Here is a 19408-nt window from a genome sequence, read left to right as displayed (position 1 = left end):
CCGCCGCACGCAGAACGATCTCGCACGAAGAACTCCCCGTCCGGAGACAGCCATTGGCTGCGGACGGGGAGTTCTTCGTGCGAGGGGTGGGGGCGAGGGTCTCAGTCGCGGCCCTCGCCGACGGGCTCCGGCGTGAGGTCGTCGTGCGTGGGCCGGGTGGTGGTGGCCGGGGCGGCCTTGCTCGCGCGGGCGCGCGTCCCGGCCCCGGCGCTGGTACCCGTACCCGTACCCGTACGGGTGCCGCGCAGTGCCTTGATCCGGGTGACGGCCGGTTCGGTCCAGCGGGCGGTGAGCGGGCCGAGGATGACCAGGATCAGTACGTACGCGGTGGCGATGGGCCCGATGCGGGGCTCGGTCGCCACGGCCAGACCGGCGATGACGATGGAGAACTCGCCGCGCGCCACGAGCGTGCCGCCCGCCCGCCACCTGCCGCGCGACTTGATGCCGGCGCGACGGGCCGCGTACCAGCCGGTGAAGATCTTGGTCAGCATGGTGACGACGGCGAGCAGCGCGGCCGGGAGCAGGACCGGCGGAATGTCGGCCGGGTTGGTCGAGAGGCCGAAGAAGACGAAGAACACCGCCGCGAAGAGGTCCCGCAGCGGGGTCAGCAGCTTGCGCGCGCCCTCGGCGACCTCGCCGGAGAGCGCGATGCCCACGAGGAACGCGCCGACGGCCGCCGACACCTGGAGCTCCTGCGCCAGCCCGGCGACGAGCACGGTCAGGCCGAGGACGACGAGGAGCAGCATCTCCGGGTTGTCGGAGGAGACGGCCCGGCTGATGATCCGGCCGTGGCGCAGCGCCAGGTAGAGGACGAACCCGACCGTTCCGAGCGCGATCAGCAGCGCGATGCTGCCCCCGGCGAGACCGACTCCGGCGACCATGGCGGTGAGCAGCGGCAGGTACACCGCCATCGCCAGGTCCTCGATGACGAGGACGCCGAGGATGACCGGGGTTTCCCGGTTGCCGAGGCGTCCGAGGTCCGTCATCACCTTGGCGATCACCCCGGACGAGGAGATCCAGGTGACTCCGGCCAGCGCCACGGCCCCGGCGGGACCCCAGCCGAGTATCAGCGCGGCGACGGCGCCGGGGGTCGCGTTGAGGACGAAGTCGACGAGGCCGGAGGGGTACTGGGTCTTGAGGCTCGTGACCAGTTCGGAGGCGCTGTATTCGAGCCCGAGGAGAAGCAGCAGCAGGATCACGCCTATCTCGGCGCCGACCGCGGTGAACTCCTCACTGGCACCGAGCGGCAGCAGCCCGCCCTCGCCGAACGCCAGACCCGCCAGGAGGTAGAGGGGGATCGGCGAGAGGCCTATCCGGCCGGCGAACCGCCCGATGATCCCCAGCCCGAGAATGACGGAGCCGAGCTCCACCAGCAGTGCGGTCATGTCGTGCACGATCAGCCCTCCGCAATGATCTCGGAGAGCGCGTCGACGCCCTCACGGGTACCGACGACGACGAGCGTGTCACCGATGGCCAGCCGGAAGTCGGGTCCCGGCGACGGATGCGCACTGTGCGTCCGCAGCACCGCCACGATCGATGCCCCCGTCCGGGTCCGCGCCTGCGTGTCCCCCAACACCCGCCCGCCGTACGGCGATCGGGACCCGAGCGGGATGTGCTCGGTGACCAGGTCGATGCCCTCGGTCCGTACGGCGTCGATCGGCGCGGGATCGATGAGGTGGGCGAGCGCGGTCGCCTCGTGCGTCGTCAGGGGGACGGTCAGCCGGCACGAATCTGGGTCGTCCTGCTCGTAGAACCCGATGAACCGCCGCCCGTCGTGGTGGACGACGACGGAGATGTGCTGGCCGGACTCGGTGATGAAGTCGTACTGAGCCCCGACTCCGGGCAGCGTGGTGCGGCGGGTTCCCATGGCTTCCTCCCGAGTGGAGCGCCGGTGCGTGCGGCGCCCCTTGTCAGCTCTTGGTGATCTCTTTACCTTTCAACACCTTAACGCGATCCATACGCGTCGTGGGGGGTCGGGGGAGGAGGTGGGGTGGTATGGGGTGCGGGTGTCCCGGGTGTGGTGGACCGGGGTTGGGCGTTGGGGTGTTGGGTCGTTTGTGCGGTTTGTCTGTTATGCCGGAATCGGCGAAGTTGGCCCGGAGGCTTGCTGATGCTGGATGAACCCGCAGGTCGGGAAGGTGCTCCCCGCGCGTGCGAGGGCATGGCTGCTACGTGTACCAGCAGGCCTCAAGCGGCTGGCTTCCTTGGCTTCGCAGTGCTGTGAAGTGGAGGCGAGTAACAGACGTTCGTGGCGGGTGCGGCTTGTCGCTGGTCATGCGGCCGCGCCGGTGCCGGCGGGCCTGGCGGTAGGTGTGGTCGACGGCTTCGCCAGGTATCCGGAGTGAAACAGCTGCGCCCCGTCACCGGGTCCGGTGACGGGGCGCACAGGCTGGGGGCGACTCACCTCACGGCTGGTCGCCGGTGTAGCGGTAGATCTCGGCGTTGGCGTTGACGCCCCAGACGGTGCCGTCGGCGGCCGCGCTGATGTCGGTCAGGCCGCCGGGGACGTTGTGCCAGGGTGTGGCGTCGTCGTTGGTGAACCGGTAGATCTTCCCTTCCGAGTTGACGCCCCAGACGTTGGAACGCGAGCCCGCGGAGATCTTCACCAGGCCGCCGGCGATCTTCTTCCAGTGGCCGGTGGTGCCCTGGTCACCGATGTAGCGGTAGATCTCGGCGTTGGCGTTGACGCCCCAGACGGTGCCGTCGGCGGCCGCGCTGATGTCGGTCAGGCCGCCGGGGACGTTGTGCCAGGGTGTGGCGTCGTCGTTGGTGAACCGGTAGATCCGCCCCTCCGAGTTGACGCCCCAGACGTTGGAACGCGACCCCGCAGAGATCTTCACCAGGCCGCCGGCGATCTTCTTCCAGTGGCCGGTGGTGCCCTGGTCACCGATGTAGCGGTAGATCTCGGCGTTGGCGTTGACGCCCCAGACGGTGCCGTCGGCGGCCGCGCTGATGTCGGTCAGGCCGCCGGGGACGTTGTGCCACGGCGTGGCGTCGTCGTTGGTGAACCGGTAGATCCTCGCGTCCGCGTTGACGCCCCAGACATTGGAGCGCGACCCTGCGGAGATCCCCGTCAGACCACCCGCGATCTTCTTCCAATGAGCCATGTCGACCTCGTTCCACTTGCTCGTGCCGCCTTCAGTGCGAGCTTGAGATTAGGTCCGCCAAATGGGCCAATACTAGGACTGGTCAAACAAAATGATCCGGAAATGGACGTTTGACACTGATCTCTCCTGGCGCCCCTGAACACCGGACCAGCCAGCCGCGGGCATGTTGGCCTGATATGCCGTCCCACCTGCGGGGGATGGACGCAATGACACGGGATGTGCGGAGTCGGATTGCGCCATCTTTTCGCCGACCGGGCATGGTCTACCGAGTCTTCGGCGAGACACCTGAACCCAATCGGAGAGACACCTGAACCCAATGAGACACGGATCGCAGACGCTCACCCATGGTCGGGCCGGGCGGGCTCGGCTGGGTGTCAGGCGCCCGAGGAATGGGACGGCCGGTGCAGCCGGCAGCGTCACCTCTCGCGGCGTCGGAGGGGAGACCCTTCGCACCCTGCTGCCAGGAGCGCTGAGTCTCTTGTCGGCCGGAGCATCGCCGTCGCCGTAGTGGCTCTCGATCTCGCCGAGAAGTGTGGCCGCCGGCTCGGTGCCCGCCTCAGTCGCCTGGCTGATCTGCACCGCTGCCTCGCTCGATGGGGTGCTGTGCCCATGTCCCCATGTCTTGCGGGGCGTTGGTACGGCAGGCAGAGGTCAACAGAGGAAGTCGAGTATCCGGGCGACGAACGACACCATCCGGTACTTCACCTGGTGCCAGTGATTGCAGAACGGACGCGGCAGCCACCACTGGCGTGACGCTACGGGCCGTCTGCACCACCGGCAGACCGGCGGTTCCCTCACCAGTTCGAACGAGACCCCCATGCCGCGACTTTAGCGGCGCTCCCCGCGTGCGGTGCTCGCCTCCTGCAGGGCTCGGCGGCCGACCGCTCAAGCGCTGTCCAGACCCCTTTGCGCCTCCGCTGTCCGGAGAGGGCAGCAGGAACAGTGCGGCGTAAGTGAACGAGAAGTCGGTTTACCGTGTGTCCGCCGAGGAGTCCCGTGGGGCGTTGGCGGGCGCAGGAGTTGCGAGAAGGGGGCTCCTCGCGCGTGCGGGGATGGTCCCGCGATGATCACGTTGGCCATTGCTATCGTCTGGTGCTCCCCGCGCGGGCGGGGATGGTCCCGCCGTGGCCGTCGCGTCCGTCCCGCGCAGTACGTGCTCCCCGCGCGCGGGGATGGTCCCGAGATCGACATGGACGGCAACGTCAACGTGCAGGTGCTCCCCGCGCGCGCGGGGGTGGTCCCGGGAGGATGCGCGGCCAGTCCACGCCGGAGGAGTGCTCCCCGCGCGCGGGGATGTCCTGAGGACCATCCCCGCGCGCGGGGATGGTCCTCAGGAGTACACCGCGTCGGAAGTCCAGACGCAGTGCTCCCCGCGCGCGCCGGGATGGTCCCGTGTTGATGACGATGCGCGCCGCGTCCGTGAAGTGCTCCCCGCGCGCGGGGATGGTCTCAGCTGGTTCGGCCACGCGGGTATCCCGCCTCCGTGCTCCCGGCGCGCGCGGGGATGGTCCCGTTCCGAAGGTGTTCACCATGGCGGTGTACTCGTGCTCCCCGCGCGCGGGGATGGTTCCGCCAAGATGGTTGCCGAACTTGCCGTTGATTCGTGCTTCCCGAGCGCAGGGATGGCCCCAGCCTGTCACCATCGGCGAAGTCGACGGGCCTGCGCTCCCCACGCCCCGTAGGGACGGTCCCCCGTCAGTAACGCGCTCGACCGTGGCCCGCCGCCACGGCCCACCCGCCCAGGGATCACCCGCCCGGGACCACCACCCGCTCACGGACCAACCCACCAGGCCCCCGTCACCCGCCCCCCGCCGTCCCGCCAGAGGCCCCGCCCTCGCTCCCGGCCGACGCTCCCGCTCCTGCCGACACCGACACCCCCGGCCCCGCCCCCGCCCCCGTCATCACGTGGTTCTCCGCGCGGGTCCGTAGCTCCTCCACGCCCGGGACCTTGCGGTACTTGTCCAGGCGGGTGCGCATGTCCTCGGTCGCTTCGGTGACCTTGACGGAGCGGATGCCGTCGGCGCAGTCGAGGAAGTCGGTCCAGGTGGCGAGGGCGGCGTCGAGGTGGCCTCGGCGGAGGTGGATCTGGCCGAGGTCGGCGAGGATGATGGCGCGGCTGCGGCGGCGGTCGATGCCGTGGATCTCCAGGGACTCGTGGAGGTGGCCGGTGGCGCTGTCGAGGTCGCCGAGGCGGGCGAGGATCATGCCGGAGTGGTGGGCCCAGCGGCCGATGCTGAAGTGGGAGGCCCAGGATTCGCCCGGGGCGGCGTCGGGGGTCTGTTCGATGGCGGTCTGGGCGGCGGTGAGGGCCCGGGTGGCGAGGCGGTGGTCGCCGTCGAGGGCGGCGGCGTCGGCGAGGGTGGTCTGGAAGTACGAGACCGCGCGCGGGTCGTCCAGGGACTTCGCGCTGTCGACGCAGCGTTCGGAGAGGCGCAGAGCCATGGCACCGTACCGGGGGCCGAGGTCGATGGCCTGAACGGCGAGGCCGCGCAGGGCGGTTGCCGAGAGCTCGGCTTCGTCGGCGGCGACGGCGAGTCCGTAGGCGTGGGCGTAGTACTGCTGGGCCATGCCCTGGTTGCCCTCGTCCTGTGCCATCCAGCCTGCCAGGTGGACGAGTTGGGAGGTGGCGGCGTACAACTGCCTGCCGATCTCCTCGGTGTAGGTGCCGTCCAGCCAGGGGGCGACGTCCTCGGTGAGGTAGCGGACGGCGAGGTGGCGGGCGTGGCCGCCGCCGAGTTCGGCGGCGGTGTCGCCGAGGGCGCGGGTCATCTGGCGTACGGCGGCCACCTCGCCGGTGCCGACGCGTACGCCGCCGACGCGGCTGGTCCGGCGGGTGACGCTCTCCGGGTCGGGCAGGTTGAGGGCAGCCAGTGCGTGGGCGCCCGAGGCGGCCAGGAAGTTTCGCCGAAGCACGTCGTTCCTCCCCAACTCGACGACTGACGCCACGGTATCGAGGCCCGCAAGGGGGCGGGAGGCGGATCGTTGAGCGGGGACGCCGGGGGTAACGGGCAGGGCAGGTGCGGCCAGTGCGGCGGGGGCGGCGGGGGCGGCGGGGGCGGCCGGACCACCGGGTGCCTGGAGCGGCGGGTTCGTGTCCAGGCCGAGTACGTCGGCGATGTACGGGAGCCAGTAGTCGGGTTTCCGGCGGCCGGCCATCCATCGCCGGACCGACTGGCGGTCGAGGCCGTTCGGGCCGCGCCCCTCGGCGATTCCCAACTCCCGGGCGAGTTTGGACGGCCCCCAGCCACGTGCCGCGCACGCCTGGCGGATCAGCTCGCCGATCTCCTGGGATTCGGGCACCTTGTGCTCACTCCTTCACCAGGGCGGTCCTCCCGGCCTGGCCTACGCGGGACTACATGTGGCCCACAGCCTGGCATCTCCTCACTGTGCGTGTTCAGGAGTTCACTGAACGCCATCCCTCCGGGAGTTCAGATCCACCCTTCGCACCGAAAGAGGTGAGTCCGCAATGAGCTCAGCCAGCGGAACGAGCGGAAACAACGGGACGAGTGGAGCCGGCGCCAACTGCACGGCGAGTGGCAGTGGCAGTGGCAGCGGTGGGTCGGGCGGCGCCGGCAGTCCCGGTGCGGCTCCGGGGCATTGCGCGCCGCCCGGGGCGTGCGGATCGTACGGTGGTACTGCGTACGGGAGTTCGGGCGGGAGTGCGGCCGGGGGAGCCGGGTACGGCGGGGTGACGTACAGCGTCCCCCTGTACGTCGGCGGTCCGTCGAACACGGGTGTTCCGGTCAGCCGGGCGGACCTGGCGGCCGATGTTCAGCTGGCGCTCGACCTCGCGCGGGGGCGGGCGACGGGCGAGGCGGCGGATGCGCTGCGGGCCCGGCTGCGCCGCGCCATCGTCGCGTACGCCCCGCTGGCCGACGCGTACGCCGCCCAGCTCGCGGACTCCCGGGCGCGGGAGATCGTGACGCACATGGTCTGCCACGCGTGGGCCGTCGCGCAGGATCCGGGGCAGGATCCGGCGGTCAACCTCCGGTTGCTGGCGAAGGCGGTGGACCACCTCGCGCGGTACGCGGCGGCGGCACGCCACATGGCCCCGACCGACCTGGATTCGGGGGCTTGCTGACCGGGCCCGACCTGCTGGCCGGGCCGCTGAGCGGCCTTCTGAGCGCTCCGCTGACCGGCCGGCTGACCGTTCTGTCCGACGGAAGGCCGGCCGGCCGCGGCGGCCCGCCCGGAAGGCGTCGAACGACTTTGCCATTGCTTTACAACCCGGGGTGCCGCTGCCTCGTCTCTCCGCACGTTCCGTTTCCCGGCCCGCCCCTTCCGGCGGGCCGATGACGAAGGAGAGCAGTTCATGCGCCGAACCACCATCAGTCTGCTGACGCTTGCCTGCGCCGCCGTACTCGCTACCGGCGCGAGCCCCGCCTTCGCGGACACCGCTGCCCCGGTCGCAGCCCCGGCCGCTGCCCCGGCCGCCGCCCCCGCCGCTGCGCCGGTCGCGGCCGGGACCGAGGCGCCCAGCGCCGCCCCGGCTCCGACGCAGCCTCCGACCGAGGCCCCCAGCGCGGCGCCCAGCGCGGTGCCCGCCGAGGTGGCCGAGGCCGCGCCGACTGCAGCGGCCCAGCCGGTGCCCTCGGAGGCCGGGACGGCGGGTTCGGGCGAGGGGGCGCAGGTCTCCGCCGTACCGTCCGGGGCGCCGAACACCGGAGTCGCCTCCGCCGCCGCGCAGTCGGGCGGCGGGAACGGGGCGCTGGCGGGCGGGGGCATCGCCGCCGTGGTCCTCGGGGCGGGCGCGGCCGTGTTCCTCGTGCGCCGCCGGGGCGCCGGGGCGAATGGGGCGACCGGGGCGTGACCTCGTACTCCAGGCGGGCCTTCGGCGCCGCCGTGCTGGCCTCGCTGCTCGCCGGTTGCGGCGTCGGGAGCGAGGACGGGAACGGGCGCGAGGACGGGGGTGGGGGCAGGGGCGGAGAGACCGGGCGGCCGGAGGCGTCCGCCCCCGCGGCGGCGCCTGCCCGTCGGTCCGAACCGGCCTCCACCGCAACCCCGTTGGCGCGTTCGGTGCCGCTGCGGCTCGAGGTTCCGGCGATCGGGGTGGACACCCCGGTCGTACGGCTCGGGCTCGCGGCGGACGGCACCGTGGAGGTTCCCGCGATCACCGCGCACGACCGGGCGGGCTGGTACGAGCACGGCCCGACCCCCGGCCAGACCGGCCCGGCCGTGCTGCTGGGGCATGTGACGGTCGGGTCGTACGGTGACGGGGTCTTCCGGCACCTCGCGCGACTCCGCGCGGGGGACCGGGTCGTGGTGCGCCTGGAGGATTCGACGGCTGCGGAGTTCGCCGTCTTCGCCACCCGTACGGTGGCGAAGACGGCGTTCCCCACCGAGGAGGTCTACGGCAATGTGGACCGCCCCGAGCTGCGGCTCATCACCTGCGGCGGGGGCCGTGACAGCGACGGCGGCTACCAGGACAACGTGATCGTCTTCGCCGCCCTGGTGCCGAAGGTCCAGGAAACGTCCGACTCGGGAGATCGGTGAAGCGGGCCCGCGAGAGAAGCGACCGGCGAGGCCGGCAGGCGCAGGCGGCGTCCGAGCTGTTCGCCGTGCTCTACCCGGCCCTCGCCGGGTGGTGCCGCCGTCTCGTGGACGACGACGGGACGGCGCACGAGATCGCCTCGGAGGCGTTCACGCGGCTCTGGGCGCGCTGGACGAAGGTCGAGGAGCCGCGCGGGTACCTGTACGTCACCGCGGCCAACCTCGTACGGGACCACTGGCGTTCGCTGGAGCGTGAGCGCCGGGCCGTACGGCGGGTGGTGACCGAGGAGGTCGTCGGCGGGCATGCCGAGCCGGCCGACCCCTCGGTGCGGATGCTGGTGCAGTCGTTGCCCGAACGCCTGCGCGTGCCGATCCTGTTGCATTACTACGCGGACATGCCGATCCGGGAGGTGTCCGCGCTGACCGGGCGGAAGGAAGGGACCGTCAAGGCCGATCTCCACGCGGCCCGTGAACTGCTCCGCGCCCACCTGAGGAGAAGCCTTGACCACTCGCGCTGACGAGGAGCCGGAGTTCGGCGCCGACGACCCGCTCGCCGTCATCCTGCGGCCCGGCCACGACCGCCTCGCCCCGCCCCCGGGCCGGTACGAGGAGCTCCGCCGGGGCGCCGCCGGCCGGAGGTACCGCAGGGGCGCCGCCGTGGTCGGCATGGCCTGCGCGGTGGCCGGACTCGCGGTGCTGCCGTTCCGGCTCGCGGCCGGGCCGGGCGCACCGGCGATGCCCGCGTCCCCGGTGGCCCCCGCGTCGACGGGTTCCGGGTCGACGGGTTCCGGGTCGACCGGACCGGGGCCCGCCGCGTCGCCGACCCCCGGGGCGACGGGCGTCCCGCAGGAGGTGCCGTCCCCGGCGCCGACCGGACCGGCCGTGACCGGGGAGTCGGGCGCTCCCGAGCCTGCGACCGAGGCCCCTTCCACGGCTGTGCCCGAGCCCACGGCCCCGGTGCCGTCGGACGTCTCCGGGGCGGGCGGCTCCGGTGCGGGCGGTTCCGGTGCGGCGCGGGCCGTCCCGTCCGCCTCCGCGGCCGGGCCGACGCCGACCTCCGTCCCGTCGGGAGCGTCCGCCGTGCCGAACTCGACGGTGACGCCCACCAGGACCGCGTCCGGAGGCTGAAACGCGCCTGGTTCAGGGTGCGTTCGCGATGCGTTCGCGAGGCGTGCGCGGCACGTGCGCGTCACGCTCACGAAGAGGGGTGATAGCTCGAACTGATGAGCCGTCCGATACCGCATACCAAGCGGCAGTTGGGGTGTATGGACGCGCACGGGTGGTACTCCCGCATTCATGTGCAGAGGCATGTTTCGGGCGTTGTACCGTGATCGCGTCATCACGCTCCGTGCGCCTCCGTACGCGTGGGGCGGCCCCCGGTGGTGTGACAGCACCGATGCCGAGGGCCTTCACCACGAGTGGAAGGAAGTCCACGGCGATGCTTTGGCATGCTATCTCTCCGGTGTCGGACACCGAGCGACGTTCGAAGGCACTGGTGCGCTCGCGCCGCATGAACAGTGACGCGAAGATCATCCTGTTGTACGTGGAGAGCCTCCCGGCCGAGCAGCTCACCGGGTTGATGGGCCCGCTCTGGGACTACGCGCGTGCGGCGGGAGTCGAGACCGGTCCGTACAAGAAGGCCAAGAAGTTCCTGCAGCGCGAGGGTCATCTCCACCAGTGGTCCTACCAGTTCGGCCCCGGACGGTGGGCGACCGCGCAGCTCCTGTCGAACGCGCCGATCACTTCGCAGGAGGCGAAGGCGGTCTGGGCGAGCCGGGAGCAGGAGACGGTCTGGTCCGGAGAGGGACCGTGGGACGGGGCGGGCGGCGGCTCGCACCGTGGGCCGGGCAGGCGGTCGAGCTGGGGACCGGGCTGGGGACCGGCCGGGGACGTGGCGCCCTGGGGTGCATCGCCGCAGGTCGCGCCGAGTGACGTAGGTCCGGCCGTCGGTCGGCGGGGAGGGCGGCGGGACGGCGGCTACCTACCTGACGGACAACTTACGGCGCACTCATCCCACCTACCTACCTGCGTAGGTGAGGTTTCGAACAGCGAACGAGCGGCGTTCGAGGTCCAGTTCGAATGGGGCCCGCTGCTGGCGGACGAGGACGACAGTGGCTTCTGGGCGGAGCCGCCGGAGTGGCTGGTCGAGCAGGACCCGGTGGGCACCCGGGCGACTCCGCCGGTTGCCGGTCCCGCTGCGGACCCCACTGCCTGTCCCGTACCCGCTGGCGGTTCCGTACCCGCTGGCCGTCCCGTACCCGAAAGCGGCCGCGTACCCGAACGCGTTCCCGTTCCCGTTCCCGTCAACGCCACCGTTCCCGTCACCGGTCCCGTTCCCGCCGCCGCGTCCGTCGCGACGGACGCGGGGGAGGAGCCGGAGATGGGCTGGACCTCCCACATGGTGCTGGCCGAGGAGGTGCTGCTCTCCTTGGGCAAGGAGTCGAGGCAGCTGCGTCTCGGGGTGCCCGAGGCGCGCAGGCTGGTGGACAAGGCGGCGGAGTGGCTGCGGCGCGGTGTGTCGGCCGCCGACATGCGGTACGTGCTGAGTTCGCGGCTGCCGGTGAAGGGGGTGAGGACGCCCGTCGGGTTCCTGTGGAACCGACTGGTGGAGGGGATGCCGCCGGAACCGGGCCGCAGGCGCGCCGTGACGGCGGTCGAGCCGGGTGCTTCGCGCCCCCAGGGGGTGGACCGGACCGGTGTGGACGGCACCGCGTACGTGGACCTCAACCGGACCGCGGACCTCGACCGGATCGCGGACCTGTCCCGGGAGGCGGTCGCGCAGGTGCCGCTGGTGGAGTGCGAGGGGCCCGGAGACGTGCACATGTTCCGCGCGCACGAGAACCACACGAAGTGCGGTGACTGCCGACAGGACGAGGCGTTCCGGCTGTGGGCGGCCAAGCAGGCGACGGCGGCGCGGGACCGGGGCGAGGTGCTGACCGGGGACGGCAAGGGCGGCTGGCGCGACCGCCTCGCCGCCATCGCCGCCGAACAGGAGGAAGAGGCCGCGCAGGAGGCCGCGCAGGCGGCCGCGCAGCCGGGCGCGGAGCCAGGCGCGGAGACGGGCCGACAGGCTGCCGCCGCTCCCGATTCCGTCGGCTGAACCCGGCCCGCCCCGCCCCCGCCCCCGTACGCCGTGAGGCCGCCCACGCACTCGGCGTGGACGGCCCCGGGCTTCGGGAAGCAGAAGCAGGCTGCCTCAGTCGGTGACCTCGATCTTCCCGTCGATCTTCGCCGTCGTCGGTGCGCCCTCGGCGGCGGGAGCGGCGGGAGTGGCGACCTCGGCGGACGCGGCGGGGGCGCTCGTCCGCGAGGCGGTGAGGCTCTTGAGCAGCGAGCCCAGGTCGACGCCGGTGGTGGAGGTGAGCAACTCCATGCCCTGCGCGACGTTGTCGGTGACGGTACGGGCCAACTGGCTTGCGCCGTCCGTGGAGATGACCGTCAGTTTGTCGATCGCGCTGAGCGGCTCGGCCGCCTTGGCGACGACTTGGGGCAGGACCTCCACCAGCATCTGGAGGACGGCCGCGTCGCCGTACTGCGCGAAGGCGTCGGCCTTCTTCTGCATGGCCTCGGCCTCCGCCGCACCACGGGCGGCGATGGCGGCGGCCTGGGCCTCGCCCTCGATGCGTACCGCCGCGGCGAGCGCCGAACGCTGGAGCTTCTCGCCCTCACCGGTGAGCCGGGCGCGGTCGGCGGTGGCTTCCGCCTCCTTGACCTGGGCGATGCGGCGGGCCTCGGCCTCCTGCTCGGCCTGGTACCGGGCGGCGTCGGCGGGCTTGCGGACGCGGGTGTCGAGCTCGCGGTCGGTCAGCGCCGCCTGGCGCGCGGCGACCTTCTCCTGCTCCTGGAGCACCTCCTGCTGACGGGCGGCCTCGGCGAGCGGGCCCGCCGCGTTGGCCTTGGCGGCCGCCACCTCGGTCTCCACCCGGATCTCCGCCTGCTTCAGGTAGAACGTCCGCTCGGCGATGGCGACGTCCTCGGCCGCCTTCAGCCGGGCCTGCTCGGAGGTCCGCCGCGAGTTCGCCTCGGCGATGTCCGCCTCCTGCTTGGCGCGGGCGGCCTCCGGCCGGCCCAGGTCCTCCAGGTAGGTGCCCTCGGTGGTGATGTCGTGGATCTGGAACGCGTCCAGGATCAGCCCCTGGCCGGAGAGGCTGGCCTCGGCCTCCTCGGCGACCTGACTGGCGAAGGCGGCCCGGTCGCGGATGATGTCCTCGACCGACATCCGGCCGACGATCGCGCGCAGCGAACCCGACAGGACCTCCTGCGTGAAGCCCGCGATCCCCGCCTGCTGGCGCAGGAACCGCTGGGCGGAGGCGCGGATCGCGTCCTCGCTGCCGCCGACCTTGACGATCGCGACGCCTTCGAGGTTGGCCTTCACCCCGCGCAGGGTGACGGCCCCGCGCACCTTGACCGGGATCTGCCGGCTGGAGAGGTCGAGGGTGTACCGCTGCTGCACGAACGGCACCACGAAGACGCCGCCGCCGACCACGACCTTCTGGCCGGTGTTGTCGATGCTTGTCTGGCCGGTGACCGGGTCCGTGTGCTTCTTGCCCCGGCGGCCGGTGATGATGAACGCCTCGCTGGGACCCGCGACCTTGTAGCGGGTCACGACGGCGAGGCCGAGAAGAACGAACAGTACGACGATGCCGATGACGGCTATGACCACTGGACTCATGCGGTGATGCCCCCCTGGACCGCTGCCCGCGTGGGCGGCGGATTGTTCAACGACCGTATGTTTTAAGGTCGTTCCACCGGGCGCACGGTGACCGAGGAGGAGGACAAGGTGGCCTCGACCCAGATCTCGGTGCCCTGCGCGACGGGTGCGGCGCTTTTCGCCGCGTACTTCACGGTGTGCCCGGCGAGGCGCACCAGCACCTCGCCGTAGCCGTCCGCCGGGATCGCGGTGACGACGGAACCGGTGGTGCCGATCAGGTCGTCGCCGCGCGGCGCGGGGTCCGTCCGGTCCTGCATCAGCGCCCGGCTGAACCTCAGGGTCAGCCAGGCCGCGACCAGTCCCGCCAGGCCCCCGCTCGCGAGGGCCACGGCCAGGCCCACGTCGGTGGTCCCCTGCACGATCGCCCCGCCGAAGCCGAGCATCGAGAGGAATCCGGCGATCACGGGGAGCGAGAGCAGGCCGTCGAAGAGGCCGTTGAGCAGGCCCCCGAAGAGGCCGCCGAAGATGCCTTCCAGGATGCCGTCGAAGAGCAACGACAGGGCGAGCAGGGCGAGTCCCGCCGCACCGAGTGCGAGGAGAAGCGTCACGTCGTACCCCCTTGAGCTGTTCGGGCCCCCCGGCCCCGCTCCATGGCGAACCGGACGGCTGGAACCGGCCGGCGAACCGACCGGAGGGTCTCATGGGCCGGGGCCCACCGTCACTGCCGGGAACCGGCAGACTTCGGACGATCTTGATGCCGGAAACTGCCGTCCGTTGGGGTGGACGACCGCGCCGCACGGCTGGTTCCGCGCCGGGACGCTCCCGGCGGCACGCGCGTCGCCGCGTACGCGGCCGCCGTCGCCGACGGCCGCGTCACCCGCATGTCGGTGGTCCGCCACCCGGAGGAAGCCGCGGCCGTGGCTGGACGGTGTCCGGGAGTCCCCAAGGACCTCAGACGGGGGCGATCTCGGCGAGCTGGGCGGCCAGGGTGTCGACGGACTGGAAGGTCGCGCCGACCAACGCCACGTGCTTCCACCGCAGTACGCCGTCGGGTCCGATGAGGAACACCGAGCGGCGCACCCCGATACCGGGTGCTGCCACCCCGTACTGCCGGGCCACCGCCCGGTCCGCGTCGACCAGCAGCGGCATCCGCAGCCCCCGGACCCGGGCGAAGTTCTCGTGACTGTCCACACCCTGTGGACTGATTCCCCAGACGTCCGCCCCGAGCCCCTCGAAGACCTCCAGGCCCGAGGAGTACGAGCAGAGCTGCCGGGTGCAGACGGTCGTGTTGTCGCCCGGGTAGAAGGCCAGGATCAGGGCGCGCCCCGGCGCGTCCGCCCGGACGTAGTCGCGCCGTACGAACTCCTCACCCACGAGCGCGCCGCCGGAAAGAGTGAACTCCGGTGCGGGGGCGCCGATCTGAGGGCCTGATGCCATGATGTCTCCTTCGTTCGGGGAATGTTCCCGGCGAGGTGCCCGCCAGGAGGACGTTCCTACGAGAATGTGCCCAGGTGCTCGGCACGAGCATGCTCCTCGTAAGGGCGAACCGTTCCACGACCAGTCCACGACCAGTCCACGACCAGCCCACGAACCGGTACACGACCGGTCCGCGACCCAGGAGGTGTGCGTGGCCCCGCAGATGCCCTCGGCGGCGGTGCTCGTCCTGCACGGCGGCCGGGCCCAGGGGACCGGACCGCCCCCGCCCGGTCTGCTCAACCTGCCCGGCCTCCGGATGTGGCCGTTCATCCGGTCCCTCGTCCGGGCGACGGTCGACCACGGGACCGGGGGAGCGGCGGGCCCCGTACTCGTACGCGGCGTGCGGTACGGCCACCGGGGGTGGAACGGCGAGCGCGACGACGCCTTCCACGACGCGGTGCACGCCCTCGACGTGCTCCAGGACGAGGCCGGGGACCTGCCGGTGATCCTGCTCGGCCACTCCATGGGCGCCCGCGCCGCCCTGCGCGCCGGCGGACACCCGCTGGTACGCGGGGTCGTCGGCCTCGCCCCCTGGTGCCCGCCCGGCGACCCGGTCACCCAGCTGTCCGGCCGTGACGTGGTGCTGCTGCACAGCACCCGCGACGGCGTCACCAGCCCGCAGGCGACCCAGTCCCTCGTCACCCGTGCCCGTCGCGCCGGAGCCCGTACCTGCCTGATCACCATGCGGAACAGCGACCACGCGATGATCCGCCGCGCCTCCGCCTGGCACCGCACCACGACCGAGCTCGTCACCGGCCTGCTCGGGCTGACCCCGGTGCCCTGGCCGGTCGCCGAGGTGCTGCGGCTCCCCGCAGGCGCGGAGGCGACAGCCGGAACGCTGGACTTCGACGGGCTCCCCGCACGCTGAACCCCCCCGGGGTGCCGTCCGTCCCCCGGATGCGGGGCCCCCGGGCGCGGCAGAGGATGGGGTTCCGGCAGGTCACGAGCGAGCGGGCGGGCCGACCAGGGCGACGACGGCGACGGCGGGAGGTTCCGGTGCAGGGCAGATCCGACGAGGAACCGCCGCCCGTGCGCCCGGACGCTTCAGCTCCCGGCGCCGGTGCCGCCGTCCCCCCGGTCGACCTGGCAGCCGTCGCCGCCTTCGCCGACGGCTCCCCCGCCGGGATCGCCGCCTTCGACACCCGCCTGCGGTACGTCTACGTGAACCCGGCGCTGGAGGAGTTCAACGGCCTCCCCGCCGCCGCCCACCTCGGCCGTACGGTCCAGGAAGTGCTGCCCCACCTCGATGCGCGTGACCACGTCATGCGGCTGGTGCTCCTCGACGGAGTGCCCCGCGTCTCCGTCACCCAGGGCCAGTCCTGGGGCATCTCCCTCCACGACGAGCGCTACTGGCAGGCCGCGTACCACCGGCTGGAGCAGAACGGCGAACCGGTCGGGGTCGTCGCGATCCTGCTGGAGATGAGCGAGGTCAAGAACGAGGAGCGGCAGCTGGCCCGAGCCCGTAGGCACCTCAGCCTCCTCGCGACCGCCGCCGTCAACATCGGCACCACGCTCGACATGGACACCACCTGCCAGGAACTCGCCCGGTTCGTCGTCCCCGCCCTCGCCGACTTCGCGGCCGTGGACGTCTTCCCGCCCGAGGTCGGGCACACCGTCCGGCAGGCACCGGCCGGGATCCTGCGGATGCGGCGCGCCGGGTACGCCGCCGCCCCTCCCCACGAAGAGGGGGCGGCGCTCTTCACCCACGCGGGTGAGTACATCGACTTCGAGGAGGACGCGGTCGTCTCCCAGTGCCTGGCGACCGGCCGTCCCCTCGCCAGGGATCTGGGCGACGCCAACGAGTACGGCCGCGCCGGGGCCACCGCCGAGATGATCGCCGCCTACCGGGCCTCCGGACTGCGCTCCGCCCTGGCCGTCCCGCTGGCCTCCCGGGGGGTGTCGGTCGGGGTGCTGAGCCTGGTCCGGTCGGAACGGTCGAGCCCCTTCGACGACGAGGACATCCTCGTCGCGAGCGAACTCGCCAACCGGGCCGCGACCGACCTCGACCACGCCCGCCGCTACGACCGCGAGCACACCATCGCCCGGGAGCTCCAGGCGTCCCTGCTCTCCGAACCCCGGGGCGCCCACCCGCACGTGGAGGTCGCCACCCGCTACCTGCCCGCCGACCGGGGCGCGGTGGTCGGCGGCGACTGGTTCGACGTCGTACCGCTGCGCGACGGCCGCCACCTCAAGGCCATGGGCGACGTCATGGGCCACGGCGTCGAGGCGGCCGTCGCGATGAGCCACTACCGCTCGCTGCTGCGGATGCTCGCGGGGGAGGACCTGCCCCCGCACCGCATCCTGGAACAGCTCGACGCGATGGTGCAGCGCTCCGGCGTGGACCGGGCCGCCACCTGCCTGCTCGCCGTCGTCGACCGCTACAACGGGTGGTGCGAAGTGGCGAGCGCGGGCCATCTGCCGCCCGTCTTCATCGACCCGGACGCACAGCGGTCCCGAGTGATCCCCGTGCGGCCCGGCCCACCGCTCGGCATGGGCTTCGGCGGCTACCGCACCCAGGTGGTGCCCTGCCGCCCCGGAACGGTCCTCTTCATGTACACCGACGGGCTGGTGGAGCGCCGGGGCGAGGACATCGACGTCTCCCTCCAGCGGCTCACCACCCTGACCATGCCGGAGAGCGGGGATCTGGAGGACCTGCTCGACCAGGTCCTGGACCGGTTCGGGGCGGACGCCGACGACGACATCGCCGTGCTCGCCTCCCGCATCCGGGAGGACGTCGGCATCGACCACCTCATGGACGGCCCCCGCCCTCCCTCCGGACCCCGCCTGATCCAGGGCGGCGGCACTCCCTGAAGCGGGACACCGGTCAGCCCAGCTCCAGACTGGTGAGCCCGTAGACCCCGCCCCGGTCGAACTCCGGAACCGGCCCCGCGTACATCCGGGACGTCCCGAACGCAGGCCGCAGCCCCAGCTGCTCCGCGAGCCGCACCCCCACCGGGTTGATGTCGGGCACGTCCACCGCCACCGGCACCCCGGGCACGGTGGCCGCGAGGGCGCCGAGCAGCGCCGCCGCCACGTCCGGCGAAGGCGCGTAGAGCGGACCGACCCGGGCGGCGGCACGGCACGCCCGCACCACCCCGAACCCCTCGACCGCGCCGTCCTCCTCCCGCACCACCGCGAGCGCGGTGCGACGCGGCGCGGTGATCCACGCCGCGAGGAAGGCGTCACGCGGCGCCGGGAAGAACCGCCGGTCGTACGCCGCCAGCCGGTCGAACGGCACCGAGCGGGCATCCACCAGCCGCAGCCCCGGCGGAAGCCGCGCCCCGGCTGCCGGGAACCCCTCGTACCGCGCGTTGCTCCACTCCGTACGGAAGCCGGACCTGCGGTAGTTGGCCTGTTGGTCGGGCACCCCGTCGAGCCCGATGGTGCGCCCGCTCAGGCGTGCCGTACCGGCCCGCCAGGTGCGCAGCCCGTAGCCCTGTCCGCGCAGGTGGGGGCGGGTGAGGTAGAAGCCGAGGAAGGCGTAGCCGGTGCCGTAGCGCACGACCGACACCGAGGTGACGGGCTCCCCGTCGAGCCGGCCGATGAGGAAGCCGCAGGGATCGGCGGTGAAGAACGGGCCCTCGTCGGCGAGGCCCGGGTTCCAGCCCTCCTCGTGGGCCCAGGCCGCCAGGGTGGGCATGTCGTCGGCGCTCGCGGTGGTGATCTCGAAGGTGGACACGGACCAGTCGTACCCCGGACGGGCGGGCACACCGGGGCGGCTTCGCGGGATTACGGCCCCGATGAGCCCGACGCGCCCCGGAAACTGCCCTAAGGAGTGGCGTGCGCGGACGGCGGTTTACGCCGCAGCTGGCGCACCACGATGGCCACCGAGGTGATCATCGGCAGCAGACCCGCCACGGAGTCCGCGGCGAGCAACTTGTCGGCCCGCCCGGTGGTGCGGCGTACCCGCTTCACCGCGCGGACCACGGCGAGGCTGCCGGTACCGACCTTGAGCAGCAGGCGCACCTTCGACGGACCCGACGCCGCCTGCTCCCCGGACTCCTCGAAGCCGCCGGAGTCGGATTGCTCGTGCCTGCTGCCGTGCTTCCCGGACTTCAGGGCCTTGTGGGACCTCTTTCCGGACATCTCGCGTCCTTCCTGTGGCACCGGCCCGGACCCGTCGCGCGCGGCCCGGAGTCGTACCCGTTCCACGTAACCGGCCTTGCGGACGGCCCGCAAACGCAGCCCGCCCCGCCCGCTTCCGGTGCGCCTCCGGCCTGGTGGCAGGCGCTCGGACGCCTCTGACGTGCGGTGATCCCGGCCGCGTGGCGGTCGTCAAGTCGCCCTCGGCGGGGCCGGGTTAGGGGCCGGAACATGACGTAGCCCCTCACGACGGGGGATGCGTGAAGGGCTACGTGTGCATTATGGCCCCGCCCCGCCCTTGGCGACAACTGACCGGTAGGTCAGCTCACTTCGACCGGTCGATCGGTCGTCCGGTGTGCCGGGCGGGAGCGGTGGGGCCCGTGGAGGGTGGTTGCGCGAGTAACCCCGTACGGCCCAACGGGTGCGTGCAGGGGGCACGCGGGCGGCGGAGAAAGCCTCGCTCCACGAGACGGGAAAAACTGTCGCGGCTACGATAGAGCTGACTGATCTGGACACAAGTGTTCTGGGACCCGCAGGTGTCCCCGGGGAGCGGACAGGCCGCCTCCCGGGTCTCGCCCCAGGTGGTCCCGGAAGAGGTGCT

General features: G+C 72.4%; 18 protein-coding genes. 8 read left to right on the top strand and 10 right to left on the bottom strand.

Annotated elements, in window-relative coordinates; all coding sequences use genetic code 11:
• Window positions 1-101: 101 nt before the first annotated feature.
• From ACWCWD_RS03795 to ACWCWD_RS03775, 5 genes are all read right to left on the bottom strand, one after another.
• Complete coding sequence (locus ACWCWD_RS03795; RefSeq protein ID WP_450769990.1) at window positions 102-1394, bottom strand: cation:proton antiporter; 1293 nt, start codon at window positions 1392-1394, stop codon at window positions 102-104.
• A 2-nt stretch (window positions 1395-1396) separates the two neighbouring features.
• Window positions 1397-1867 (bottom strand): cation:proton antiporter regulatory subunit, encoded by a 471-nt coding sequence (locus tag ACWCWD_RS03790; protein ID WP_450769988.1) that lies wholly within the window; start codon window positions 1865-1867, stop codon window positions 1397-1399.
• 538 nt (window positions 1868-2405) lie between these two features.
• Entirely contained in the window at window positions 2406-3107 is a 702-nt protein-coding gene (locus ACWCWD_RS03785; protein WP_450769987.1) for a tectonin domain-containing protein, read from the bottom strand.
• Between the two features lie 651 nt (window positions 3108-3758).
• A complete protein-coding gene (locus tag ACWCWD_RS03780) occupies window positions 3759-3926 on the bottom strand; it encodes a hypothetical protein (RefSeq protein ID WP_450769985.1) in 168 nt (55 codons plus the stop codon).
• Between the two features lie 978 nt (window positions 3927-4904).
• Window positions 4905-6407, bottom strand: a complete 1503-nt coding sequence (locus ACWCWD_RS03775; protein WP_450769984.1) for a tetratricopeptide repeat protein — start codon at window positions 6405-6407, stop codon at window positions 4905-4907.
• Window positions 6408-6795: 388 nt separating this feature from the next.
• On the opposite strand from ACWCWD_RS03775, the gene ACWCWD_RS03770 reads away from it, so the two are divergent.
• From ACWCWD_RS03770 to ACWCWD_RS03745, 6 genes are all read left to right on the top strand, one after another.
• On the top strand, window positions 6796-7188 hold the full coding sequence (locus ACWCWD_RS03770; protein WP_450769982.1) for a hypothetical protein: 393 nt from the start codon (window positions 6796-6798) through the stop codon (window positions 7186-7188).
• 231 nt (window positions 7189-7419) lie between these two features.
• Window positions 7420-7917 carry a sortase-dependent protein gene (locus tag ACWCWD_RS03765; protein WP_450769980.1) on the top strand — a complete coding sequence of 166 codons (498 nt, stop codon included), beginning with the start codon at window positions 7420-7422 and terminating at the stop codon, window positions 7915-7917.
• Complete coding sequence (locus ACWCWD_RS03760) at window positions 7914-8600, top strand: class F sortase (RefSeq protein ID WP_450769979.1); 687 nt, start codon at window positions 7914-7916, stop codon at window positions 8598-8600. Before ACWCWD_RS03765 ends, ACWCWD_RS03760 begins: the two co-directional genes overlap by 4 nt.
• Entirely contained in the window at window positions 8597-9115 is a 519-nt protein-coding gene (locus ACWCWD_RS03755) for an RNA polymerase sigma factor (RefSeq protein ID WP_450769978.1), read from the top strand. Before ACWCWD_RS03760 ends, ACWCWD_RS03755 begins: the two co-directional genes overlap by 4 nt.
• A complete protein-coding gene (locus ACWCWD_RS03750; RefSeq protein WP_450769976.1) occupies window positions 9099-9725 on the top strand; it encodes a hypothetical protein in 627 nt (208 codons plus the stop codon). Before ACWCWD_RS03755 ends, ACWCWD_RS03750 begins: the two co-directional genes overlap by 17 nt.
• Window positions 9726-10107: 382 nt before the next feature.
• Window positions 10108-11697: a hypothetical protein gene (locus tag ACWCWD_RS03745; RefSeq protein WP_450769975.1), complete on the top strand. Its 1590-nt coding sequence runs from the start codon at window positions 10108-10110 to the stop codon at window positions 11695-11697.
• A gap of 96 nt (window positions 11698-11793) precedes the next feature.
• On the opposite strand, the gene ACWCWD_RS03740 is transcribed toward ACWCWD_RS03745, so the two are convergent.
• The 3 genes from ACWCWD_RS03740 to ACWCWD_RS03730 form a co-directional block, all read right to left on the bottom strand.
• Window positions 11794-13269 carry a flotillin family protein gene (locus tag ACWCWD_RS03740; RefSeq protein ID WP_450769973.1) on the bottom strand — a complete coding sequence of 492 codons (1476 nt, stop codon included), beginning with the start codon at window positions 13267-13269 and terminating at the stop codon, window positions 11794-11796.
• A 62-nt stretch (window positions 13270-13331) separates the two neighbouring features.
• Window positions 13332-13856: a hypothetical protein gene (locus ACWCWD_RS03735; protein WP_450769972.1), complete on the bottom strand. Its 525-nt coding sequence runs from the start codon at window positions 13854-13856 to the stop codon at window positions 13332-13334.
• Window positions 13857-14199: 343 nt separating this feature from the next.
• The gene (locus ACWCWD_RS03730; protein WP_450769971.1) at window positions 14200-14685 is read right to left on the bottom strand and encodes a peroxiredoxin; all 486 of its coding nucleotides are present in this window, start codon (window positions 14683-14685) and stop codon (window positions 14200-14202) included.
• A gap of 190 nt (window positions 14686-14875) precedes the next feature.
• On the opposite strand from ACWCWD_RS03730, the gene ACWCWD_RS03725 reads away from it, so the two are divergent.
• Window positions 14876-15592 carry an alpha/beta hydrolase gene (locus tag ACWCWD_RS03725; protein ID WP_450769969.1) on the top strand — a complete coding sequence of 239 codons (717 nt, stop codon included), beginning with the start codon at window positions 14876-14878 and terminating at the stop codon, window positions 15590-15592.
• Window positions 15593-15753: 161 nt separating this feature from the next.
• The gene (locus ACWCWD_RS03720) at window positions 15754-17535 is read left to right on the top strand and encodes a SpoIIE family protein phosphatase (protein WP_450770363.1); all 1782 of its coding nucleotides are present in this window, start codon (window positions 15754-15756) and stop codon (window positions 17533-17535) included.
• A 13-nt stretch (window positions 17536-17548) separates the two neighbouring features.
• Here ACWCWD_RS03720 and ACWCWD_RS03715 read toward each other — a convergent pair whose 3' ends face one another.
• Window positions 17549-18403 (bottom strand): GNAT family N-acetyltransferase, encoded by an 855-nt coding sequence (locus tag ACWCWD_RS03715; RefSeq protein WP_450769967.1) that lies wholly within the window; start codon window positions 18401-18403, stop codon window positions 17549-17551.
• Between the two features lie 89 nt (window positions 18404-18492).
• On the bottom strand, window positions 18493-18810 hold the full coding sequence (locus ACWCWD_RS03710; protein ID WP_450769965.1) for a hypothetical protein: 318 nt from the start codon (window positions 18808-18810) through the stop codon (window positions 18493-18495).
• Window positions 18811-19408 lie beyond the last annotated feature (598 nt).

Source organism: Streptomyces sp. NPDC001493 (assembly GCF_053597235.1).
Note: the sequence above shows the minus strand (reverse complement) of the source record. Positions and strands in the feature narration are given on the sequence as shown.